The following is an 18003-nucleotide window of genomic DNA, read 5'->3' as shown; positions in this document are numbered from 1 at the left end:
TTCGCTTCTCCTATGAAATTCGGCACCAAGACCATCCACGCCGGCGTGCACCCCGATCCTGAAACCGGGGCCATCATGACGCCTATCTACCAGACCTCTACATACGTGCAGCGCTCGCCCGGCGACCACCGCGGCTATGAGTACTCGCGCACGCACAATCCCACGCGCACCCAGCTTCAGGATTCGCTGGCGGCGCTAGAAAACGGGCAGCACGGCCTGGCATTTGCCTCCGGCATGGCCGCCACCGACGCCATCGTGAAGCTGCTTCAGCCCGGCGACGAGGTGATTTCGACCAATGACCTGTATGGTGGCAGCTACCGCATTTTCACTAAAGTATTTGCCCCCCTCGGTATCAAATTTCACTTTGTGCCCATGCACGATATGGCCGCCGTGCGTGAGAAAGTAACCGAGCGCACGAAGCTGATTTGGGTGGAAACGCCTACCAATCCGCTGCTCAACATAATTGACATTGAAGCTGCTGCTGCCGTAGCCAAAGAAGCTGGTGCTTTGCTGGTAGTCGATAATACGTTTGCTACGCCCTACCTGCAAACGCCGCTTGACCTGGGCGCCGATATGGTCGTGCACTCGCTCACCAAGTACATGGGCGGCCACTCCGACGTGGTAATGGGCGCCATCATTGTGAAAGACGACGAGCTGCACGAGCGCCTGCGCTTCCTACAAAATGCCTGCGGCGGCACACCTGGCCCTCAGGATTGCTTTCTGGTGTTGCGCGGCATCAAAACCCTTCACCTGCGCATGCAGCGCCATTGCGAAAATGGTCGCGCCATCGCGGAGTTCCTGAAAGCGCATCCCAAAGTAGAGAAAGTGTATTGGCCCGGCTTCGCCGATCATCCTAACCACGACATTGCGGCTAAGCAGATGAACGACTTCGGCGGCATGATCAGCTTCGTACTCCAGGGTGACCGCAAAGAAGATGCTGTGGCCGTGCTGGAAAAGCTGAAGCTGTTTGCCCTGGCCGAAAGCTTAGGCGGTGTGGAAAGCCTCTGTGGTCATCCCGCCACCATGACCCACGCCAGCATTCCGGCCGAAGAGCGCCGCAAAGCCGGGCTAAGTGACTCGCTGATTCGCCTCAGCGTAGGCATTGAGGACGTGGAGGATTTGATCGATGATCTGCGGCAGGCGATTGGGCAAGAAGTAACGGAGGAGCTTGCGGTAGCTGTTAGGTAAGTGTTCTGATAGTTAAGAAGATATAAAATAAAATAAGTGGCTAAACCGCCCGGTCAGAGGTAACTTGATCGGGCGGTTTGCTGTATAGAAGAGACACGCAAACCTATAACCTATCCCCAAACCACTACTATGAAAAACTTACTCTACGCCGGCTCACTCGCAGCCCTGTGCGCCCTAACGGGTTGCAACGACGACGACACGGTTAATCTCGTGCGCTTGGCCCACGCTGATCTGGAAGCAAAAAGTGGCAGTTCGTTGCTCGGTACCGCCAGCTTCAGCCAAATAAGCGGCCGGGGTGTACGGTTATACATAGTGGTAAGCGGCGTAGCGCCTGGCCAGCACGCGGTCCATCTGCACCAGAACGGGGACTGCTCCGGGCCAACGGCTATGAACGCGGGCCCGCACTGGAACCCCACCAGCGAGCCGCACGGCCGCCGGGGCACAGCACCCTACCACCGGGGCGACATTGGCAACATAACGGTAGGCACCGATGGCACCGGTATTCTGGCCGTTACGGCCGAGGACTGGAACATTGGCGGCAGCGACGCTAGCCGGAATATTCTCAACAAAGCCCTCATCGTGCACGCCAATGCCGACGATTATGTCTCGCAGCCTTCGGGAAACTCCGGCGCTCATATTGGCTGCGGCGTGGTGATGGACCAATAGTGCGTAAAGTTTAATAAGAAGCAGCAAAGCACCATATTAAAAAAGCCCCCCATACTAATCTGGGGGCTTTTTTCTGTGTAAAGCCACTGAACTGTTGATATATATAAAACAAATCCTTTATACTAGAGTTAGAATTCGATTTCTTCAGTCGCTTACGCATTTTCGTTTTCGAAGTAATGCCTCTTTTATCACCATCAACTTACGCTTTGCTCGCCGTCGTGGCCGACACACGTTGTTGTTGCTGATTCTATTTAAGCTGACACTTTCTCTCTTCTTACCAGATACCAGGTACGCAGTGCAGGCGGATTCTAACCGCTTGTTCGACTGCGGGATACGCCGCTGTTGTGGCTGTTAGCTTACTCTGCTTCTTTTTTCCAAACCCTTCTTTTCTGTATGAAAAAATTACTACTCTTTCTGGTGTTTGTGCTGGCCTTAGCACCCGCATGGGCCCAGAACATAGCCGTAACCGGCCGCGTGCTGGGCGGCAACGGCTCAGTTCAGCCGGGCGTGACCGTCTTGCAAAAAGGCACTACCAATGGCACCAGCACCGACAATAATGGTAGCTACCGCATCCAGGTGCCCGCCGACGCCGTGCTGGTGTTCTCCGCCATTGGCTCCGCCACCCAACAGATTAATGTGAACGGTCGCACCAACATCGACGTGCGCTTGCAGGACGCCACTACCGACCTAAATGAGGTGGTCGTGACCGGCTCGCGGGCCACCGAGGGTCGCTCCAATATTCTCACTACGGCGCCCGTTGACGTTATTTCGGCCCGCGAAATCAAAGCCTTCGCCCAGGTCGATGTTTCCCAGGTGCTTACTTACGCGGCTCCGTCGTTTCAGTCGTCGCGGCAGGCCATTTCCGACGGCACCGACCACGTGGATCCGGCCAGCTTGCGCGGCCTCGGCCCCGACCAGGTACTGGTGCTGGTTAACGGCAAGCGGCGGCATAGCTCGGCGCTGGTCAACATCAACGGGACCGTGGGGCGCGGCTCCGTGGGCACCGATCTGAACACGATTCCGTTGGCCAGCATCAAGCGCATTGAGGTATTGCGCGATGGAGCAGCAGCCCAGTACGGCTCCGATGCCATTGCCGGCGTAATCAACATTCAACTGAAAGACGACACCACGGGCGTAACGGCCAGCGCCACCGGCGGCCAGCACTACGAGGGCGACGGTCGCGTATTTCAGGGCGACGCCAACGTGGGCATTGGGTTGGGCGGCCGGGGCTTCCTGGATGTGAGCGGACAATTCCTGAACCGCGGCTACACCAACCGCACGTTTGAAGACACGGCTCCGCTCATCTATCTAGGCAGCGGCGGCAACTACCCCGGCGGCACCGCGGCCGATACCGAAGCCAAGCGCCGGGCGCTCAAGGCCCAGGATGACGCCATCGTGGCGGAGCGCGGCTTCGACCGCAAGAATATGCGGGTCGGCAACTCGGAATCGCGCAACTACGGTGGCTTCCTGAATGCCGCCTATAAGCTGGGCGGCACCGTGGAGGCCTACGTGGCGGCGGGTATAACGCGTCGGACGGGCAAAGCCGCCGGCTTTTACCGCCTGCCCAACCAGCCGACCCAAAGCGACCTGAACATTTTCCCGGACGGTTTTCTGCCTTTCATTAACACCACCATCAACGACCAATCGGCCATTACCGGCCTGCGGGCCACTATTGGCGGCTTCGAGGCTGATTTGAGCAATACGTTTGGCCGCAACGAGCTAAGCTTCGATATTTCAAACACCGTCAACGCTTCTTTGCCGCAGGGCCCGAATATCCGCAACCAGACGGAGTTCTATGCCGGCGCGCTCCAGTTCAACCAGAATACAACCAATCTGGGTTTGTCCCGCAAGTTCACGAGCCTAGGGCCGCTGGCTACGTTAAACGTGGCCTTTGGGGGCGAATTTCGCGTTGATCAGTTTCAGATTGAGGCCGGTGAGCTCAACTCTTACACCAACGGCGGGCGCCTGATTGGCACTGCGCCCACGGCCTCCGGCGCGCAGGTGTTTCCGGGCTACCAGCCAACGGATGAGGTAGATAAGTCGCGTAATAACCTCGCGGGCTACCTCGATCTGGAAAGTGACATTACGGAAAGCCTGCTGGTACGCGTGGCGGGGCGAGCCGAGAACTACAGTGACTTCGGCTCGAACGTAAGCGGGCAGATAGCCGCTCGCTACAGTATCATCGATGATCTGGCCCTGCGCGGTTCGTTTGGCAATGGCTTCCGGGCGCCGTCGCTGCAGCAGCGGTATTTCACCAATACCAGCACCCAGTTTGTGAGTGGGGTAGCCAACCAGATTCTGACGGTAAACAACGACAACCCCATCGTACGTAATAGCTTCGACAACGCCACGCAGCCGGGCTTTGGCGTAGGCAGCCTCAAGCAGGAAAAATCGGTGAACCGCAGCCTGGGCGTGACGGCCCGCGTGCTCAAAACCATTACCCTGACCGTAGATGCCTACCTGATTGATATTGACGACCGCATTGTGCTGTCCTCGCAGTTTGTGCGCGCCAACCCGACGGTGAACACGATTCTGGGTACGCAGCCCGTGAGTCGGGTGCAGTTCTTCGCCAACGCCATTGATACCCGCACCCGCGGTATTGATATTGTGGCTAATGAGCGCCTGAATCTTGGGCCTGATGTGCGCCTGGGCCTGACCGTGGCCGCCAACTTTACCGCCACGGAAGTTACGGGGTTCAACAGCTCATCTTCCACCATCAATAATGACCAGACGACAGGCGTGAACAACCTGCGTAATGCCCTCTTCGACCGCCAGCAGGAAACGCGCATCGAGTCGGCGCAGCCCCGTAGCAAGGTTAATCTGGCTGCTAACCTGAACTACGGCATCTTTGGGATTGAAGCCCGCACCGTGCGTTTTGGCGAAGTGCAGTTCCGCGACGCCGACCCGGCCCGCGCCGAACTCATTGACCAAACCTTCGATGCCAAATGGATTACCGACCTGACTATCAGCGCGCAGGTGCACAAGCAGCTCAGCGTAATGGTGGGCGCCAACAACCTGTTCGACGTGTACCCCGACAAGTTTCGCCTGAATCCGCGCAACGACCCTAACAACTTTTCGGTGGATCCGGCCACGAGCTTCAGCTCCAGCCTCGATAATACCAACCGCAACCGCTTCGTGTATAACGCTAACCAGTTTGGTTTCAATGGTGGCTATTACTTCGTGCGTCTCAACGTAACGTTACCCACCAACTAAGCATAGAAGCTGTTTAGGAAGTCGCCAGACCGTCATGCTGGATCTGGCGTCCGCTTGTCGAAGCATCTCTACCGCTTCGTCTGATTACTATTGCAACGAAGCGGTAGAGATGCTTCGACAAACTCAGCATGACGTTTTAGAGTGTTTTTAAGAACTTCCTAAACAGGTTCATACTCTTCAGTTTGAAATAATAAAAAAGCCCCCCAGAATAAAGCTGGGGGGCTTTTTTATTGAAGTTATACTACTTGCTTGGCTGTGGCGCGCTGGTGTTAGAATCCAGGATTTGAAACAGCTCGTCGAGCTTAGGCGTGAGGATAATCTCGGTGCGGCGGTTCTTCTGGCGAGCCACAGGCGTCTTAGCCACGTCTATGGGCACGTACTTGGAGCGGCCCGAGGCCGTCACGCGCTCCGGCGTCACGCCATTAGTAGTCAGCAGGCGAGCAATTTCGGTGGCGCGCAATACGCTCAGGTCCCAGTTGTCCTGCATACCGGCGGTACCTTTACTGATCGGCACATCATCGGTGTGGCCTTCCACCACCACATTCACGTCGCGCTGCTCCTGCAATACCGTAGCTAACTTCTTCAGAGCATCCTGGCCTTTGGGATCTACTTTGGTTGAGCCGGACTTGAACAGCAGCTGCTCGGAAAGCGACACGTACACTTTGCCATCCTTGAGCTGCACTTGCAGGTCGCTGTCGTTGAAGCTGAGCAGGGCTTTACTCACCTTGGCGCGCAGCTCGTTTACGGCTTTGTCTTTCTCGGCCAGGGCTTGCTGAAGTTCGGCCAGGCGGGCTTCGCGGGTTTTCAGGTCGGCGGTCAGCTTATCGATTTCCGTCTGGCTTTTACCTAATTCGGCCTCGCGGCGGGCTAGGTCCTGGGCTACTTTGCTGTAGTCGGCCGTTTTATCTGCCAGGGCGCGGTCGGTGTTTTTGAGTAGCTTTTCAAAGCTGCGATTTAGCTCGCCATACAAACTTTGGGTCTTGCGCAGCACGTTGCCAGTCTGGGTCGAGTCGGCTACCAGGCGTTTATTGTCGAGGCGCAGCTGGGCAAGCTCGTCGCTGGCTTTCTTCAACTCGGCCACGGCTTGGCGCTGCTGGCGCTCTAGGTCGGCTTTGGCTTGTTCGGTGGCCGTTTGGCGGGCCCGCAGGTCATCGTATTTTTTGGAGGCAACGCAGCCGGGCAGCAGCGTGGCGGCCGTCAGGCACAGCGTCCCGAGAAGGAGCGTAGAAGTTTTTTTCACGATAGAACGGTGAATAACAAAGGGCTGGGGGGCAAATGTAGCTGGGTGCAACACCCCGCGGCAAGGTAGCCATGCCCGACCCCAACTTCCAATCATTCATCCGTACGAAGAGATTTTCGACCTATATTTGCCCCCCGTAGTTTTCCGCTCCCGTCTCCCCTAAGAAACCACGCATGGCCTCTTATTCTGACCATAGCGCCGACACGCAGGCGCTGCTTCAGCACGAGTGCAAGACGATTGATAAAGGCTTGCTGCACCAGCCCGGACCCGATTTTCTGGACCGGTGCTTTGTGCCTTCCAATCGGACGCCGCAGGTGCTACGCTCGCTGGGTCAGCTGTATAATCATGGGCGGTTGAGCGGAACGGGCTATATGTCTATTCTGCCCGTCGATCAAGGCATTGAGCACACGGCCGGCGCCTCTTTTGGCCCGAACCCGATGTATTTTGATCCCGAAAACATCATCAGGCTGGCCGTGGAAGGCGGGTGCAATGCGGTGGCCACCACCTTCGGGACCTTCGGAACCGTGGCCCGCAAATACGCCCACAAGATTCCTTTTCTGGTTAAAATCAACCACAACGAGCTCCTGACGTACCCCAATAAGTTCGATCAGATTATGTTCGGGTCGGTGGAGGAAGCCTGGAACCTTGGCGCTACGGCCGTGGGCGCAACTATTTACTTCGGCTCGGAAGAGTCAAACCGGCAGATTATTGAGGTAAGCCAGGCGTTTGAGCGGGCGCATGAGCTGGGAATGGCTACGGTGCTCTGGTGCTACACCCGCAACAATGCCTTCAAAACCGCTGACAAAGACTACCACGTATCCACTGATCTGACTGCGCAGGCCAACCATTTGGGCGTCACGATTCAGGCCGACATCATCAAACAGAAGCTGCCCGAAAACAACGGCGGCTTCCGCGACCTGAAGTTTGGCAAAACCCACAAGGCCATGTACGAGAGCCTGTCGTCGGATAACCCGATTGATCTGACTCGCTACCAAGTGGCCAACTGCTACATGGGCCGCATTGGCCTGATCAACTCCGGTGGTGAAAGCCTGGGCGACACTGACCGCGAAACAGCCATTAAAACAGCTATTGTGAATAAGCGCGCTGGTGGTCAGGGACTTATTTCGGGTCGTAAGGCTTTCCAGCGTCCCTTCGCCGAAGGTGTACAATTGCTCAACGCCATCCAGGATGTGTATCTGGATAGCGAGGTGACAATTGCTTAACGTTTACTGAAGAAGGAAAGCGGATGCATGAGGAAGTGACTTTTGAATGTTCTTTTTCTGTTTGAAATCAGCCTCATTTTCTGACTCCTTCTTCACTCCTCATTCCTCATTATAGAAAGTATGTCTTGGTTTAAGCGCGTAGAGAAAGGCATCGTCACCCCGACGGAGCAGAAGAAGGAGACCCCGGACGGCTTGTGGTACAAGTGCCCGGAGTGCAAAACCGTGTCGCCCATGGTGGAGCATAAGCGCCTACAGTATACCTGCGCCAAATGCAACCACCACGCCCGCATCGATTCGGCTGAGTATTTTGAGGTGTTATTCGACGGCAATCTATTCACCGAGCTTGATGCCGAGCTTACCTCCGCCGACCCGCTGCACTTCGTGGATACCAAAGGCTATCCGCAGCGTATTATAGCCACTCAAGAGCAAACGGGACTTCGCGATGCGGTGCGCACGGCTTATGGACAGCTTAATGGCCTTGATCTGGTGGTAGCCTGTATGGATTTTAAATTCATCGGGGGCTCGATGGGCTCCGTGGTAGGAGAGAAGATTGCCCGCGCCATCGACTACGCCCGCCAGCACCGCATGCCTTTCCTAATGATATCGAAATCGGGGGCGCGCGCATGATGGAAGCTGGCTATTCGCTGATGCAGATGGCTAAGACCTCGGCCAAACTCGCCATGCTCTCCGAGGCGGGGATACCCTACATTTCCCTGCTCACCGATCCTACTACGGGCGGCGTCACGGCTTCCTACGCCATGCTCGGCGACTTCAATATCTCGGAGCCCGGCGCACTGATTGGTTTTGCCGGCCCACGGGTAATCAAGGAGACCATCGGTAAAGACCTGCCCAAGGATTTTCAGAGTGCCGAGTTTGTGCTGGAGCACGGCTTCCTCGACTTCATTGTGGACCGCAAAAACCTCAAACCCCAGCTTACCGATCTGCTGATGATGCTGCGCCCCGCGCCTGAAGTAGTGGTAGAAGCGCTGCCCTTGCAGCGCAGCTTACGCACGGCTGGCACGGCCTGAAAATCAAAGCTCTAGCCTAAAAAAGCCCCCCAACTGTGCGACCGCACTAGCTGGGGGCTTTTTTGGCGGGTCAACCTGCCCATTTCGTTTCAGCAAGGTTTTTGATAGGGCTAACAATATATTCCACGAACTTTTTCAGTCGAAATGCAGTAAGCAGCACTGAAACGTTCCATTACACGTTTAATTTCTGTTTCACTAAGTACACTCTCCCATGAAATCCTCTAACTCACTTTTTTCTCTTTTCCTCGCCTTTACCCTGTTTTTGGGCTCTTGCGCTACGTCGCAGCAGGGAACCGCTACCGGACCCGATACGTCGGCTAATGGCACGGGTGCTCGCAAAACCGGTACTAGCCGTACCGTGAAGGGTGGCGCCATTGGTGCTGGTGCCGGTGCTATTACTGGCGCCGTGCTAGGTCGCGTGATTGGCGGTAAGTCGGGTACGGCAGCAGGCGCCATCATTGGCGCGGCAGTAGGCGGTACGGGCGGTGCCCTCATCGGCCGCCGTATGGATAAGCAAGCTGAGGAGTTGCAGCGCGATATGCAGAACGCCAAAGTAGAGCGCGTAGGCGAAGGCATCAAAATTACCTTCGACTCGGGTATCCTTTTCGACACCAACGCTGCTACGCTGCGTCCGGCTTCGATGACGGAAATCGACAAAATGGCCACTACACTCCAGAAGTACCCCGATACCAACGTTCTGGTGGAAGGCCATACTGATGCCAGCGGCTCAGACGCTATCAACCAGCCGCTTTCGGAGCGCCGGGCGCAGGCAGTTGCCAATTACACCACCTCTAAGGGTGTAGACGCCTCACGCGTTCAGACCAAGGGATACGGCTCGTCACAGCCCATTGCCGACAACACCACCGAAGCCGGTAAGCAGGCTAACCGTCGGGTAGAAATTGCCATCTACGCCAATGAGAAGATGAAGAAAGCCGCCGAGGAAGGCCGCCTGTAAGCCTTGTAAGCAATGCGCTTCAACTGAAAGATTTAAAAAGGCCGCCCCTATAGGCGGCCTTTTTTGTGCCTAAAAAGTCAAGCTAGCTTTAGCTGCACTTTAGATAATATTCGGTCAACTTAAGTGCCCTGCTTATCGTTTACCGCTCAGATTACCACCGGTTTAATCGTACTACCTAACGAGAAAATCATGAAAACTCTTCGCGTATATTTTGCTGTGGCTGCGGCCATGTTGTTTCTGGGAAGTAATGCGGCTTTGGCCCAGAGCGATACCAAGACCGAGAAGAAAGGCTGGAGCCGTAAGGGCAAAGGTGCTGCCATTGGGGCCGGTACCGGCGCCGCGGCAGGTGCTATTATTGCTGGTAAAGGCGACCGGGGTAAGGGTGCCGTAATTGGTGCCGGCGCCGTAAGTGGTACTTTAATTGGCAAGAGGCGCGACAAGAAAAAAGATCCGGTCCGGCACCGGGAGTACACTAAGAAGAACTAGCAACAAACACCCAAGTAATTGCTACAGCAAAAGGCTGCCCCTCGTAGGGGCAGCCTTTTGCTTTATTGCTGAAATGTTTAACTCAACTATATCCGCTTCATAAAAAGCCCTTTACGCGAGCGTGAGGGTATTTTTTTGTGGATAAACAGGATAAGGGCGGGAGTTTGGCAAGGTGGTTGCCTTTCGATTAGTCATGGGAGGCAATTTATTCCAAAACCTTAACCAGCCTTTCACCAACGAATACCAAAACAAACCCCTTCACATTACATCATGAAAACTTCCCGTTCGTACATCGCCTTTATACTAGCCCTGTTGCTGCTAGGCGGTAATTTCGCCCAAGCTCAGACCACGACCACCAGGAAGCCAATGAGCAAAACCGCTAAAGGCGGTTTGCTCGGGGCTGGTGCTGGTGCCGTAGCCGGCGGCGTACTGGGCCGCGTGCTTGGTGGCAAAAACAGCACCGCTGGCGGCGCTATTATCGGAGCAGCCGTAGGTGGTGCCGGTGGCGCCCTCATTGGCCGCCGCATGGACAAGCAAGCTGCTGAGCTACAGCGTGAAATGGCCGGTGCCAAAGTAGAGCGCGTAGGCGAAGGCATCAAAATCACCTTTGACTCCGGTATCCTGTTCGCTAAAAACTCCTCTAATCTGACTTCTGCTGCCCAGACGAACATTGCTGAGCTGGCTGCTACGCTGAAGAAGTACGGCGACACCAACGTGCTGGTGGAAGGCCACACCGACACCAGCGGCAACGACGCCATCAACGATCCTTTGTCGCAGCGCCGGGCCCAGGCCGTTGCTAACTATGCCCAGAGCCAGGGTGTAGACGCTTCGCGCTTCCAAACCCAGGGTTACGGTTCGCGTCAGCCTATTGCTGATAATTCGACTGAGGCTGGCCGCACGGCTAACCGCCGCGTAGAAGTAGCCATTTATGCCAATGAGAAGCTGAAGAAAGCTGCTGAGCGCGGCACCATCTAAGCTTCGCTGTTAGAATATCTTGAAAAAGCCCCCCAGGCACATTCTGGGGGGCTTTTTTATGCATTTGTGAATTGTTGATGAATGAGCCCGCAACCTCAGGGTAGCCCAGCCGGTACAACCGGCTATGCCAACCACCTACGACTCGCCAGCCGCTGAGAAAACGCGTGAGAACCATGCGATTCTGAATGGATTTTATCCGCCGCTGACGTTGGAAACCCCGCGCCGCACGCCCATGCGGGAGCTGATATCCACGCTGTTGTCGCATCGGACCACTCACCACGATGAGGAGCTAGCCTACGACCGGATGCTGGAGGCGTTCGGCGACTGGGAAGGCGTGATGGCCGCGCCGACAGCCGAGCTAGCGCACGCCATCCGGACCACGCGCTGGCCCGATACCCAGGCTCCGCGTATTCAGGAGATATTACGCCGCATAAAGGCCGAACATGGCGCTGTCACGTTGGATTTTCTGCTGGACTGGCCGACCGAGCAAGGCTTGGCCTGGCTGATGGATATGCCCGGCATCGGCCTGAAAACGGCTTCGCTGGTGCTACTTTTTAACTTTCATAAGCCCGTGCTGCCCGTCGATACGCATGTGCACCGCATCGCCCAGCGCGTAGGCATGATTCCGCCCAAAGCCTCGGCTGACAAAGCGCACCAGCTGTTATTGGCCCAATTGCCCGCTGACGCGCTGGTGTTGCTCAACTTTCACAAGCACAATTACTGGCATGGGCAAAAGATCTGTCTGTTCCTAAAGCCAGATTGCCCAAAATGCCCCCTGAAAGGCTTTTGTAGCTACTACCAGGAACATCACGGACCGGCCACCCCGGACGCAATGGCCGCAACGCCCAAGCGCTGGGAAGAAGCCTGGGGCAAGCTGCCGCATTGATAAATGGCCGGCTAAAATCTGATTTCATCTTACTCCCACGTCTGTCATCCTGAGCAGAGCGAAGGACCTTCTCGCACCAGCACGACAAGCGCACCAACGACTTGTTCAGGTGTGAGAAGGTTGTTCGCTCTGCTCAGGATGACAGACGTAGGAGGTGAGGGGTAATACTACCACCTACTTGTGCCAGGCTAAATGGGCTACCTTTGCCGCTATGCGCCTCGTTCGTCATCCGGTATTGTGTAATTACTACGTCACCTACCGGTGCAATGCGCGCTGCTCGTTCTGCGACATTTGGGAAAAGCCCTCACCCTATATTCAGCTGGAGGATGTAGCCCAAAACCTGCGCGATTTGCGGCGCTTAGGCGTCAACGTGGTTGATTTTACCGGTGGCGAGCCGCTGCTGCACCGCCAGATTCATGAGTTTGTGGGCCTTGCTCACGAGCTGGGCTTTATCACCACGCTCACTACCAATTGTTTGCTCTATCCAAAATATGCGGAGCGGCTGCGGGGCAAAGTTGATATGCTGCACTTCTCTCTCGATTCGTCGGAGAAGGAGATACACGACAGAGGCCGCGGCGTCGCCTGTTATGATTTTGTGCTGGAAAGCATTCGAGTGGCCAAAGACTTAGGCGAGCGCCCCGACATTCTCTTTACTGTGTTCCGCGAAAACCTGGCGCAACTGGAGGCCGTGTACCACGACATTACCCAGCCCAACGGCTTGGTGCTTATCATCAATCCGGCCTTCGAGTACAACAGCGTGGCCACCGGTGAGCAGCTAACCACCACCGAGCTGGATTATCTGTCGGCGTTTGGGCGGCGCAGGGGCGTTTATCTCAACGAAGCGTTCATTCAGCTGCGCAAAGACGGCGGCAACCACGTAGCTAAGCCGGTGTGCCGGGCGGCCAGCACCACCTTGGTTATTTCGCCCAGCAATGAGCTGGTGCTGCCCTGCTACCATCTGGGCCAACAGAAATTTCCTGTCAATGGCCAGCTCTACGACTTGTACCGCTCGGCGGAAGTACAGCAGCTGGCGGCACTGGAAGGGCGCTTGCCTGCCTGCGAGGGCTGCACCATCAACTGCTATATGCAGCCCAGCTTCGCGGTAGAAACTAGCAAGTATTTCTGGCAGGCTTTACCTAGCACGCTCAGATACAACCTGGCAAAAGGCACTTGGAGGCGCATGCTGCCGCGCTAAGCCGGGGTAGGCATTGCGTAGCCTAGTTCGGCCAGAGCACGTTGAGCATCGATGGTACGCTGGGTGCCAATTAAAAGGCGGTGCCCGTTGGCTAGCTCCAATTGTATGCCCCGATTGCCCGCAGCATTGTAAGCGTAATTGGTAGTGGAAAAGCCTTTGATACCCCAGCCGCCATACTCACCTAACGGAGAATATTGACGCACGTAAGCACGTCTTACTTCAGTCCAGGCGATACGACGCCAGCTCATTGGGTAAAGGCTGTATGAAATTCCTTCCACGTCGATATGCGTTTCTAGCCGCAGCAGTACGAATATGCCTGTTGTAAGCAGCGCTGGCAGTATTAAAACCACCCATTTTAGGTTCGTGGGAGCTGTTGGCTGCTGGCGTAGCACTAAGAAGGATACCACGCTCAACACAGCTGGAATCAGAAGCGCCAACCACCACCAGGGCCGCCAAAAGTCCTGGCGTTCGGTAAAAAGCGCTGGCAGAGCAGGAGCGTTGGTAGATGGCATAGTGACAGAGATAGACAGCATCTGAATTGGGTCTTAATATTAGTCTTTCTTTGTCAATCCTTTTGTACTGCTATGGACGCGCTTATTTTACCCGTCAACGGAATTGCCCCCCAGCTAGGCGCCGACTGTTTTATAGCCGATAATGCCACCATTGTGGGCGATGTGGTGCTGGGAAATAATTGTACGGTTTGGTTTAACGCCGTGCTGCGGGGCGACGTGAACAGCATCCGCATTGGCGACAAGACGAATATTCAGGATGGCGCCGTCATTCATTGCACGTATCAGAAGGCGGCTACCAACATCGGGGCGCGGGTAAGTATCGGGCATCGGGCCATTGTGCACGGCTGTACCGTGGCGAATGATGCCCTGATTGGTATGGGAGCCATCGTAATGGACCACGCGGTAGTGGGCGCGGGCTGCATCGTGGCGGCGGGGGCGGTAGTGCTGGAAAATACCCGGTGCGAGCCCGGCTATTTGTACGCTGGTATTCCGGCCCGCAAAATCAAACCCGTAACCGAAGAGCAGCGCGCCATGATTGCCCGCACAGCCGATAATTATGTGCTATACGCCAGTTGGTTTCAGCAATAGATTGACAGATTACAAAAAAGCCCCCCAGAATGATTCTGGGGGGCTTTTTTGTATACTCAGAAGCAAAAACCAACTATTTACAAGTTCAACGCTTCGTCGGTTTCGGCCTCGCGCTCGGCGGTGGTAACTACGCGAAGCTGCACCAGCTCCACGGCGCGGCGCGAGCGTTTGAGCACCCGGAATTCATAGTTATCGACAACGGCCACGTCGTTTACTTCCGGAATGTTGCCATAAATCATGTTGAGCAGGCCGCCTACGGTTTCGTAGTCGTCGCCCTCGGGCAGCGGATAGGGGAGATACTCGTTGGCATCAGAAATGGCGGTAGATGTATTCACCCGGTATTCATCAGCCGATACTTTCTCCACCACGGGTACCTCGTTATCATACTCGTCCTGAATCTCGCCTACCAGCTCTTCGATAATATCCTCGATGGTAACGATACCCGAGACGCCGCCGAACTCGTCGGAGACGATGGCGATGTGCATGTGCTTGCGCTGAAACTGCCGCAGCAGACGGTTGATCTTCTTGGTTTCCGGTACGAAGTAAGCCGGGCGCATAATTTTGGCCAGCTCCACCGCCTCACTCCGTCGAATCAATTGAAGTAAATCCTTCACGTAGAGGATACCTACGATGTTATCAATGGAAACTTCATACACCGGAATGCGGGAGTAGCCCTCACTGTACACAGTTTCGAGTACTTGGTCCTGGGGGGAATTTATGTCGATGGCAACGATTTTGGTGCGGGGCACCATAATCTGCTTCACCATTCGGTCGTTGAATTCAAAAACATTCTCAATCAATTCGTGCTCCGAGTCCTGAATTTCGCCACTCTGCTTGCTTTGATCCAACAGGATACGGATTTCTTCAGTGGTGTGCGCCGCCTCGCCGTGGAGGGCTTGCACGCCAAACAAACCCAGTGTCAGATTGCTGAGGCGGTCGAGCAGCCAGATGAACGGCCGAAACACAAAGTAGAAAATTTTGAGCGGCCATGCCACAATCAGACTCACGGTTTCGGAGCGCTGCAAAGCCATTACTTTGGGGGCCTGCTCGCCAATAACAATGTGCAGCGTGGTGATAGTGGCAAAGGACAGTGCCAGAGAAACCCGGTGCAGCCATTCGGGCGATATACTCACGTTTACCGCCGTCAGGGCGCCAGTTACTACTTTCTCGGCTACGCTCTCCCCAATCCAACCCAGCAGCAGCGAAGCCAGCGTAATACCCAACTGACAGGCTGAGAGATACGCGTTGAGATTTTGGAGAATACCTTGCGTAATGCGCGCTAGGTTGTCGCCGCTTTGGGCGCGCAGGTCAATTTGCGAAGCCCGAACCTTAACCAGAGCAAACTCGGCGGCCACGAAAAAACCATTCAGCAAAACCAGCAGAAGGGTAACAAGAATTTGTAAAATCATAGATGCGGAGTGAGGCTCACGCGGCCCGCTACTCCTATGTAACTACAAAAGTACGTGATTCTGTCCAAGCGGTTCGGGCTCTGATCATATTAGTGGCTGGGGGGCAAAATCAGCTGGTTAAATCGGCACGCAACCGCTATCCGCGAAAGTGTGACACTTCCTGCCGAACTTTGTTTGCCTTCGAACTGATTATCATCTTATGCTGCCTCACCGAATTCTGCTTTCCCTGCTCCTCCTCCTGCTCGCCGGCGTGGGTTCGATGGCCCAGGTGCTCACGCCAACCAAGCTTTCCACGGCCGTCAGCCAGCCGAACGCGAAAGTAGGCGATGAAATAGAGCTGATCGTTAATGCTAGGATGAGCGACACCTGGCACCTCTACGCCACCGATTTTGACCCTGATCTTGGCCCGACGGTTTTTGCGTTCACCTTTCCCAAAAGCGCGGCTTACGCGGTGGTCGGCAAGCCGAAGTCGGTAGGCTCCAAAAAGAAATACGACGAGACGTTTGGCGGCGACATCACCTACTTTGAAAAGACTGGCCAGATTCGCCAGCGAATCAAACTCCTCCAGCCCGGCCCGCTCACTATTAAAGCTGATGTAGAGTACCAGACCTGCACCGACGTAGATGGCCGCTGCATCCCGGGCGACGAAACACTGGCTTTTGGCCCCATCGAAGTGGCCGCTGCCCCCGCTGGTACCGGCGCCGTAGCTCCCCTGCCAGCAGTCAATCCGCTACCTCATCTGCCGCTGCCGGCCTGAATGCGGGGGGCAAAACTGCCGCAATACCAGCTCTTGCGCCCGCCGAGGAAGCTGAGATTGCCGCTGACCTGTCGCCCACGCCGCCCGCTACAGCTGCTCAGGCGGCCGTCGTGGCACCACCAGCCTCCGTGACTACGGCTACGGTAGGTTCTGCCTCGGTCGCGGCTGGTGCTTCGGGCACCGGTAGTCTGTGGGGGTTTGGCGTTTTGGCCTTTTTCTCGGGCTTAGCAGCACTTATCACTCCCTGCGTATTTCCCATGGTGCCCATGACGGTTTCGTTCTTCACCGGCGGCACCGACAGCCGGGCGCGAGGCATCTTGAAAGCGTTGGTGTATGGGTTGTCCATTATCCTGATTTATACCATTATCGGTGTTATCGTAGCGCGCTTGCTGGGCGAGGATGGGCCCAATTTTATGGCAACTCACTGGCTGCCAAACCTGATCTTCTTCGCCGTTTTTGTAGTGTTCGGCCTGTCCTTTCTAGGGCTCTTCGAAATTACATTGCCCAATTCACTAGTCAATAAAGCCGATGCGCAGGCCGATAAAGGCGGCTGGCTGGGCGTGTTTTTTATGGCCTTTACGCTGGTGCTGGTGTCGTTTTCGTGCACGGGTCCCATTGTAGCCACCGTGCTTGGCTTGGCGGCACGCGGCGAAACTATTATGCCGGTAGTCGGCATGTTTGGGTTCTCGCTGGCCTTCGCGTTGCCGTTTACCTTGTTTGCCATCTTTCCCTCCTGGCTCAAAAGCCTGCCGCGCTCCGGCGGCTGGCTGAATACGGTGAAAGTAGTGCTGGGCTTTGTGGAGCTGATGCTGGCGCTCAAGTTTCTGAGCATGGCCGATCTGGCGTATCACTGGGGCCTGCTCAACCGCGACGTATACTTGGTGCTCTGGATTGTGCTTTCGGCTTTGCTGGGGTTGTATCTGTTGGGTAAGTTCAAGCTCTCCCACGACAGTGAAATTACGCACCTGAGCGTACCGCGTTTGCTGCTGGCTATCCTGGCGTTCAGCTTCATGACCTATCTGGTGCCCGGCTTATTTGGCGCCCCGTTGCCACTGCTGGCCGGCTACCTACCGCCCCAGTCTAACCGTGACTTCACGCTGGCGGGACCGGGGGGCAATTCTACATTTCCAGCGGCTACCGCCGCCAACGAGCTTTGCGAAACGCCCCGCTACGCCGACTTCCTGGAATTGCCCCACGGACTATCCGGCTTCTTTGATCTGGAGCAGGCCAAGCGTTGTGCCATCGCCCAGAAGAAGCCCATCTTCATCGATTTTACGGGCCACGCCTGCGTCAATTGCCGCAAAATGGAGGCCACCGTCTGGAGCGATCCGCAGGTACTCAAGCGCCTCCGCGAAGACTTCGTAGTGGTGGCTTTGTACGTAGACGATAAAAAGGAATTGCCTAAAAATGAGTGGTATACCTCCCGGCGCGACAATAAGAAGAAAAACACGCTGGGTAAGCAAAACGCCGATTTTCAGATAATGGAGTACGGCGTCAATGCGCAGCCATACTATGTGCTGCTTAATGCCGAGGCGGGCAATCAGCCCTTGGTAACACCTGTCGCCTATGAGCCTGATGTAGCCGGATTCCTAAAGTTTCTGGATGCAGGCCTGGCCCAATACCGCCGACAAACGCAGCCAGTGGCCGCCCGGTAAAGGGTTGATGAATTTCTAAAACCAGAA

General features: G+C 55.7%; 15 protein-coding genes and 1 pseudogene. 13 read left to right on the top strand and 3 right to left on the bottom strand.

From position 1 onward, the window contains the following. The first annotated feature begins 12 nt into the window (after positions 1-12). From MKZ35_RS12080 to MKZ35_RS12070, 3 genes are all read left to right on the top strand, one after another. Positions 13-1188, top strand: coding sequence for a cystathionine gamma-synthase (locus MKZ35_RS12080; RefSeq protein ID WP_482513531.1), 1176 nt, complete (start codon positions 13-15; stop codon positions 1186-1188). Positions 1189-1317: 129 nt separating this feature from the next. Next, positions 1318-1854 carry a superoxide dismutase family protein gene (locus tag MKZ35_RS12075; RefSeq protein ID WP_482513530.1) on the top strand — a complete coding sequence of 179 codons (537 nt, stop codon included), beginning with the start codon at positions 1318-1320 and terminating at the stop codon, positions 1852-1854. 393 nt (positions 1855-2247) lie between these two features. Next, positions 2248-5067 (top strand): TonB-dependent receptor, encoded by a 2820-nt coding sequence (locus tag MKZ35_RS12070; RefSeq protein ID WP_482513529.1) that lies wholly within the window; start codon positions 2248-2250, stop codon positions 5065-5067. 241 nt (positions 5068-5308) lie between these two features. On the opposite strand, the gene MKZ35_RS12065 is transcribed toward MKZ35_RS12070, so the two are convergent. Continuing rightward, positions 5309-6307: an OmpA/MotB family protein gene (locus MKZ35_RS12065; protein ID WP_482513528.1), complete on the bottom strand. Its 999-nt coding sequence runs from the start codon at positions 6305-6307 to the stop codon at positions 5309-5311. Positions 6308-6480: 173 nt separating this feature from the next. Between MKZ35_RS12065 and MKZ35_RS12060 the strand changes: the two genes are divergently transcribed. The 7 genes and pseudogenes from MKZ35_RS12060 to MKZ35_RS12030 all read left to right on the top strand — a co-directional run bounded on the left by MKZ35_RS12060 (position 6481) and on the right by MKZ35_RS12030 (position 13055). Beyond that, positions 6481-7530: a class I fructose-bisphosphate aldolase gene (locus tag MKZ35_RS12060; RefSeq protein WP_482513527.1), complete on the top strand. Its 1050-nt coding sequence runs from the start codon at positions 6481-6483 to the stop codon at positions 7528-7530. 120 nt (positions 7531-7650) lie between these two features. Beyond that, positions 7651-8558 (top strand): annotated as a pseudogene (gene accD / locus MKZ35_RS12055) (acetyl-CoA carboxylase, carboxyltransferase subunit beta). Between the two features lie 256 nt (positions 8559-8814). Beyond that, entirely contained in the window at positions 8815-9513 is a 699-nt protein-coding gene (locus MKZ35_RS12050) for a YiaD family glycine zipper/OmpA-like lipoprotein (RefSeq protein ID WP_482514742.1), read from the top strand. Between the two features lie 189 nt (positions 9514-9702). Beyond that, positions 9703-9999 carry a hypothetical protein gene (locus MKZ35_RS12045; protein ID WP_482513526.1) on the top strand — a complete coding sequence of 99 codons (297 nt, stop codon included), beginning with the start codon at positions 9703-9705 and terminating at the stop codon, positions 9997-9999. A 270-nt stretch (positions 10000-10269) separates the two neighbouring features. Continuing rightward, positions 10270-10974 (top strand): YiaD family glycine zipper/OmpA-like lipoprotein, encoded by a 705-nt coding sequence (locus MKZ35_RS12040; protein ID WP_482513525.1) that lies wholly within the window; start codon positions 10270-10272, stop codon positions 10972-10974. Positions 10975-11098: 124 nt separating this feature from the next. Then, on the top strand, positions 11099-11860 hold the full coding sequence (locus MKZ35_RS12035) for an endonuclease III domain-containing protein (RefSeq protein ID WP_482513524.1): 762 nt from the start codon (positions 11099-11101) through the stop codon (positions 11858-11860). Between the two features lie 211 nt (positions 11861-12071). After that, a complete protein-coding gene (locus MKZ35_RS12030) occupies positions 12072-13055 on the top strand; it encodes a radical SAM protein (protein WP_482513523.1) in 984 nt (327 codons plus the stop codon). Here the strand turns inward: MKZ35_RS12030 and MKZ35_RS12025 are convergent. Next, positions 13052-13567, bottom strand: coding sequence for a hypothetical protein (locus tag MKZ35_RS12025; protein WP_482513522.1), 516 nt, complete (start codon positions 13565-13567; stop codon positions 13052-13054). The two genes, MKZ35_RS12030 and MKZ35_RS12025, sit on opposite strands and share 4 nt — an antisense overlap. A 72-nt stretch (positions 13568-13639) precedes the next feature. On the opposite strand from MKZ35_RS12025, the gene MKZ35_RS12020 reads away from it, so the two are divergent. After that, positions 13640-14155, top strand: a complete 516-nt coding sequence (locus MKZ35_RS12020; protein ID WP_482513521.1) for a gamma carbonic anhydrase family protein — start codon at positions 13640-13642, stop codon at positions 14153-14155. A 77-nt stretch (positions 14156-14232) separates the two neighbouring features. Here MKZ35_RS12020 and MKZ35_RS12015 read toward each other — a convergent pair whose 3' ends face one another. Continuing rightward, entirely contained in the window at positions 14233-15564 is a 1332-nt protein-coding gene (locus MKZ35_RS12015) for a hemolysin family protein (protein ID WP_482513520.1), read from the bottom strand. 199 nt (positions 15565-15763) lie between these two features. On the opposite strand from MKZ35_RS12015, the gene MKZ35_RS12010 reads away from it, so the two are divergent. Further along, a complete protein-coding gene (locus MKZ35_RS12010; protein WP_482513519.1) occupies positions 15764-16321 on the top strand; it encodes a protein-disulfide reductase DsbD N-terminal domain-containing protein in 558 nt (185 codons plus the stop codon). 110 nt (positions 16322-16431) lie between these two features. Then, entirely contained in the window at positions 16432-17976 is a 1545-nt protein-coding gene (locus MKZ35_RS12005; RefSeq protein WP_482513518.1) for a protein-disulfide reductase DsbD family protein, read from the top strand. Positions 17977-18003 lie beyond the last annotated feature (27 nt).

This window comes from Hymenobacter sp. R533113 (assembly GCF_056835965.1).
The sequence above is the reverse complement of the archived record's forward strand: the minus strand, read 5'-3'. Positions and strand labels throughout refer to the sequence as shown.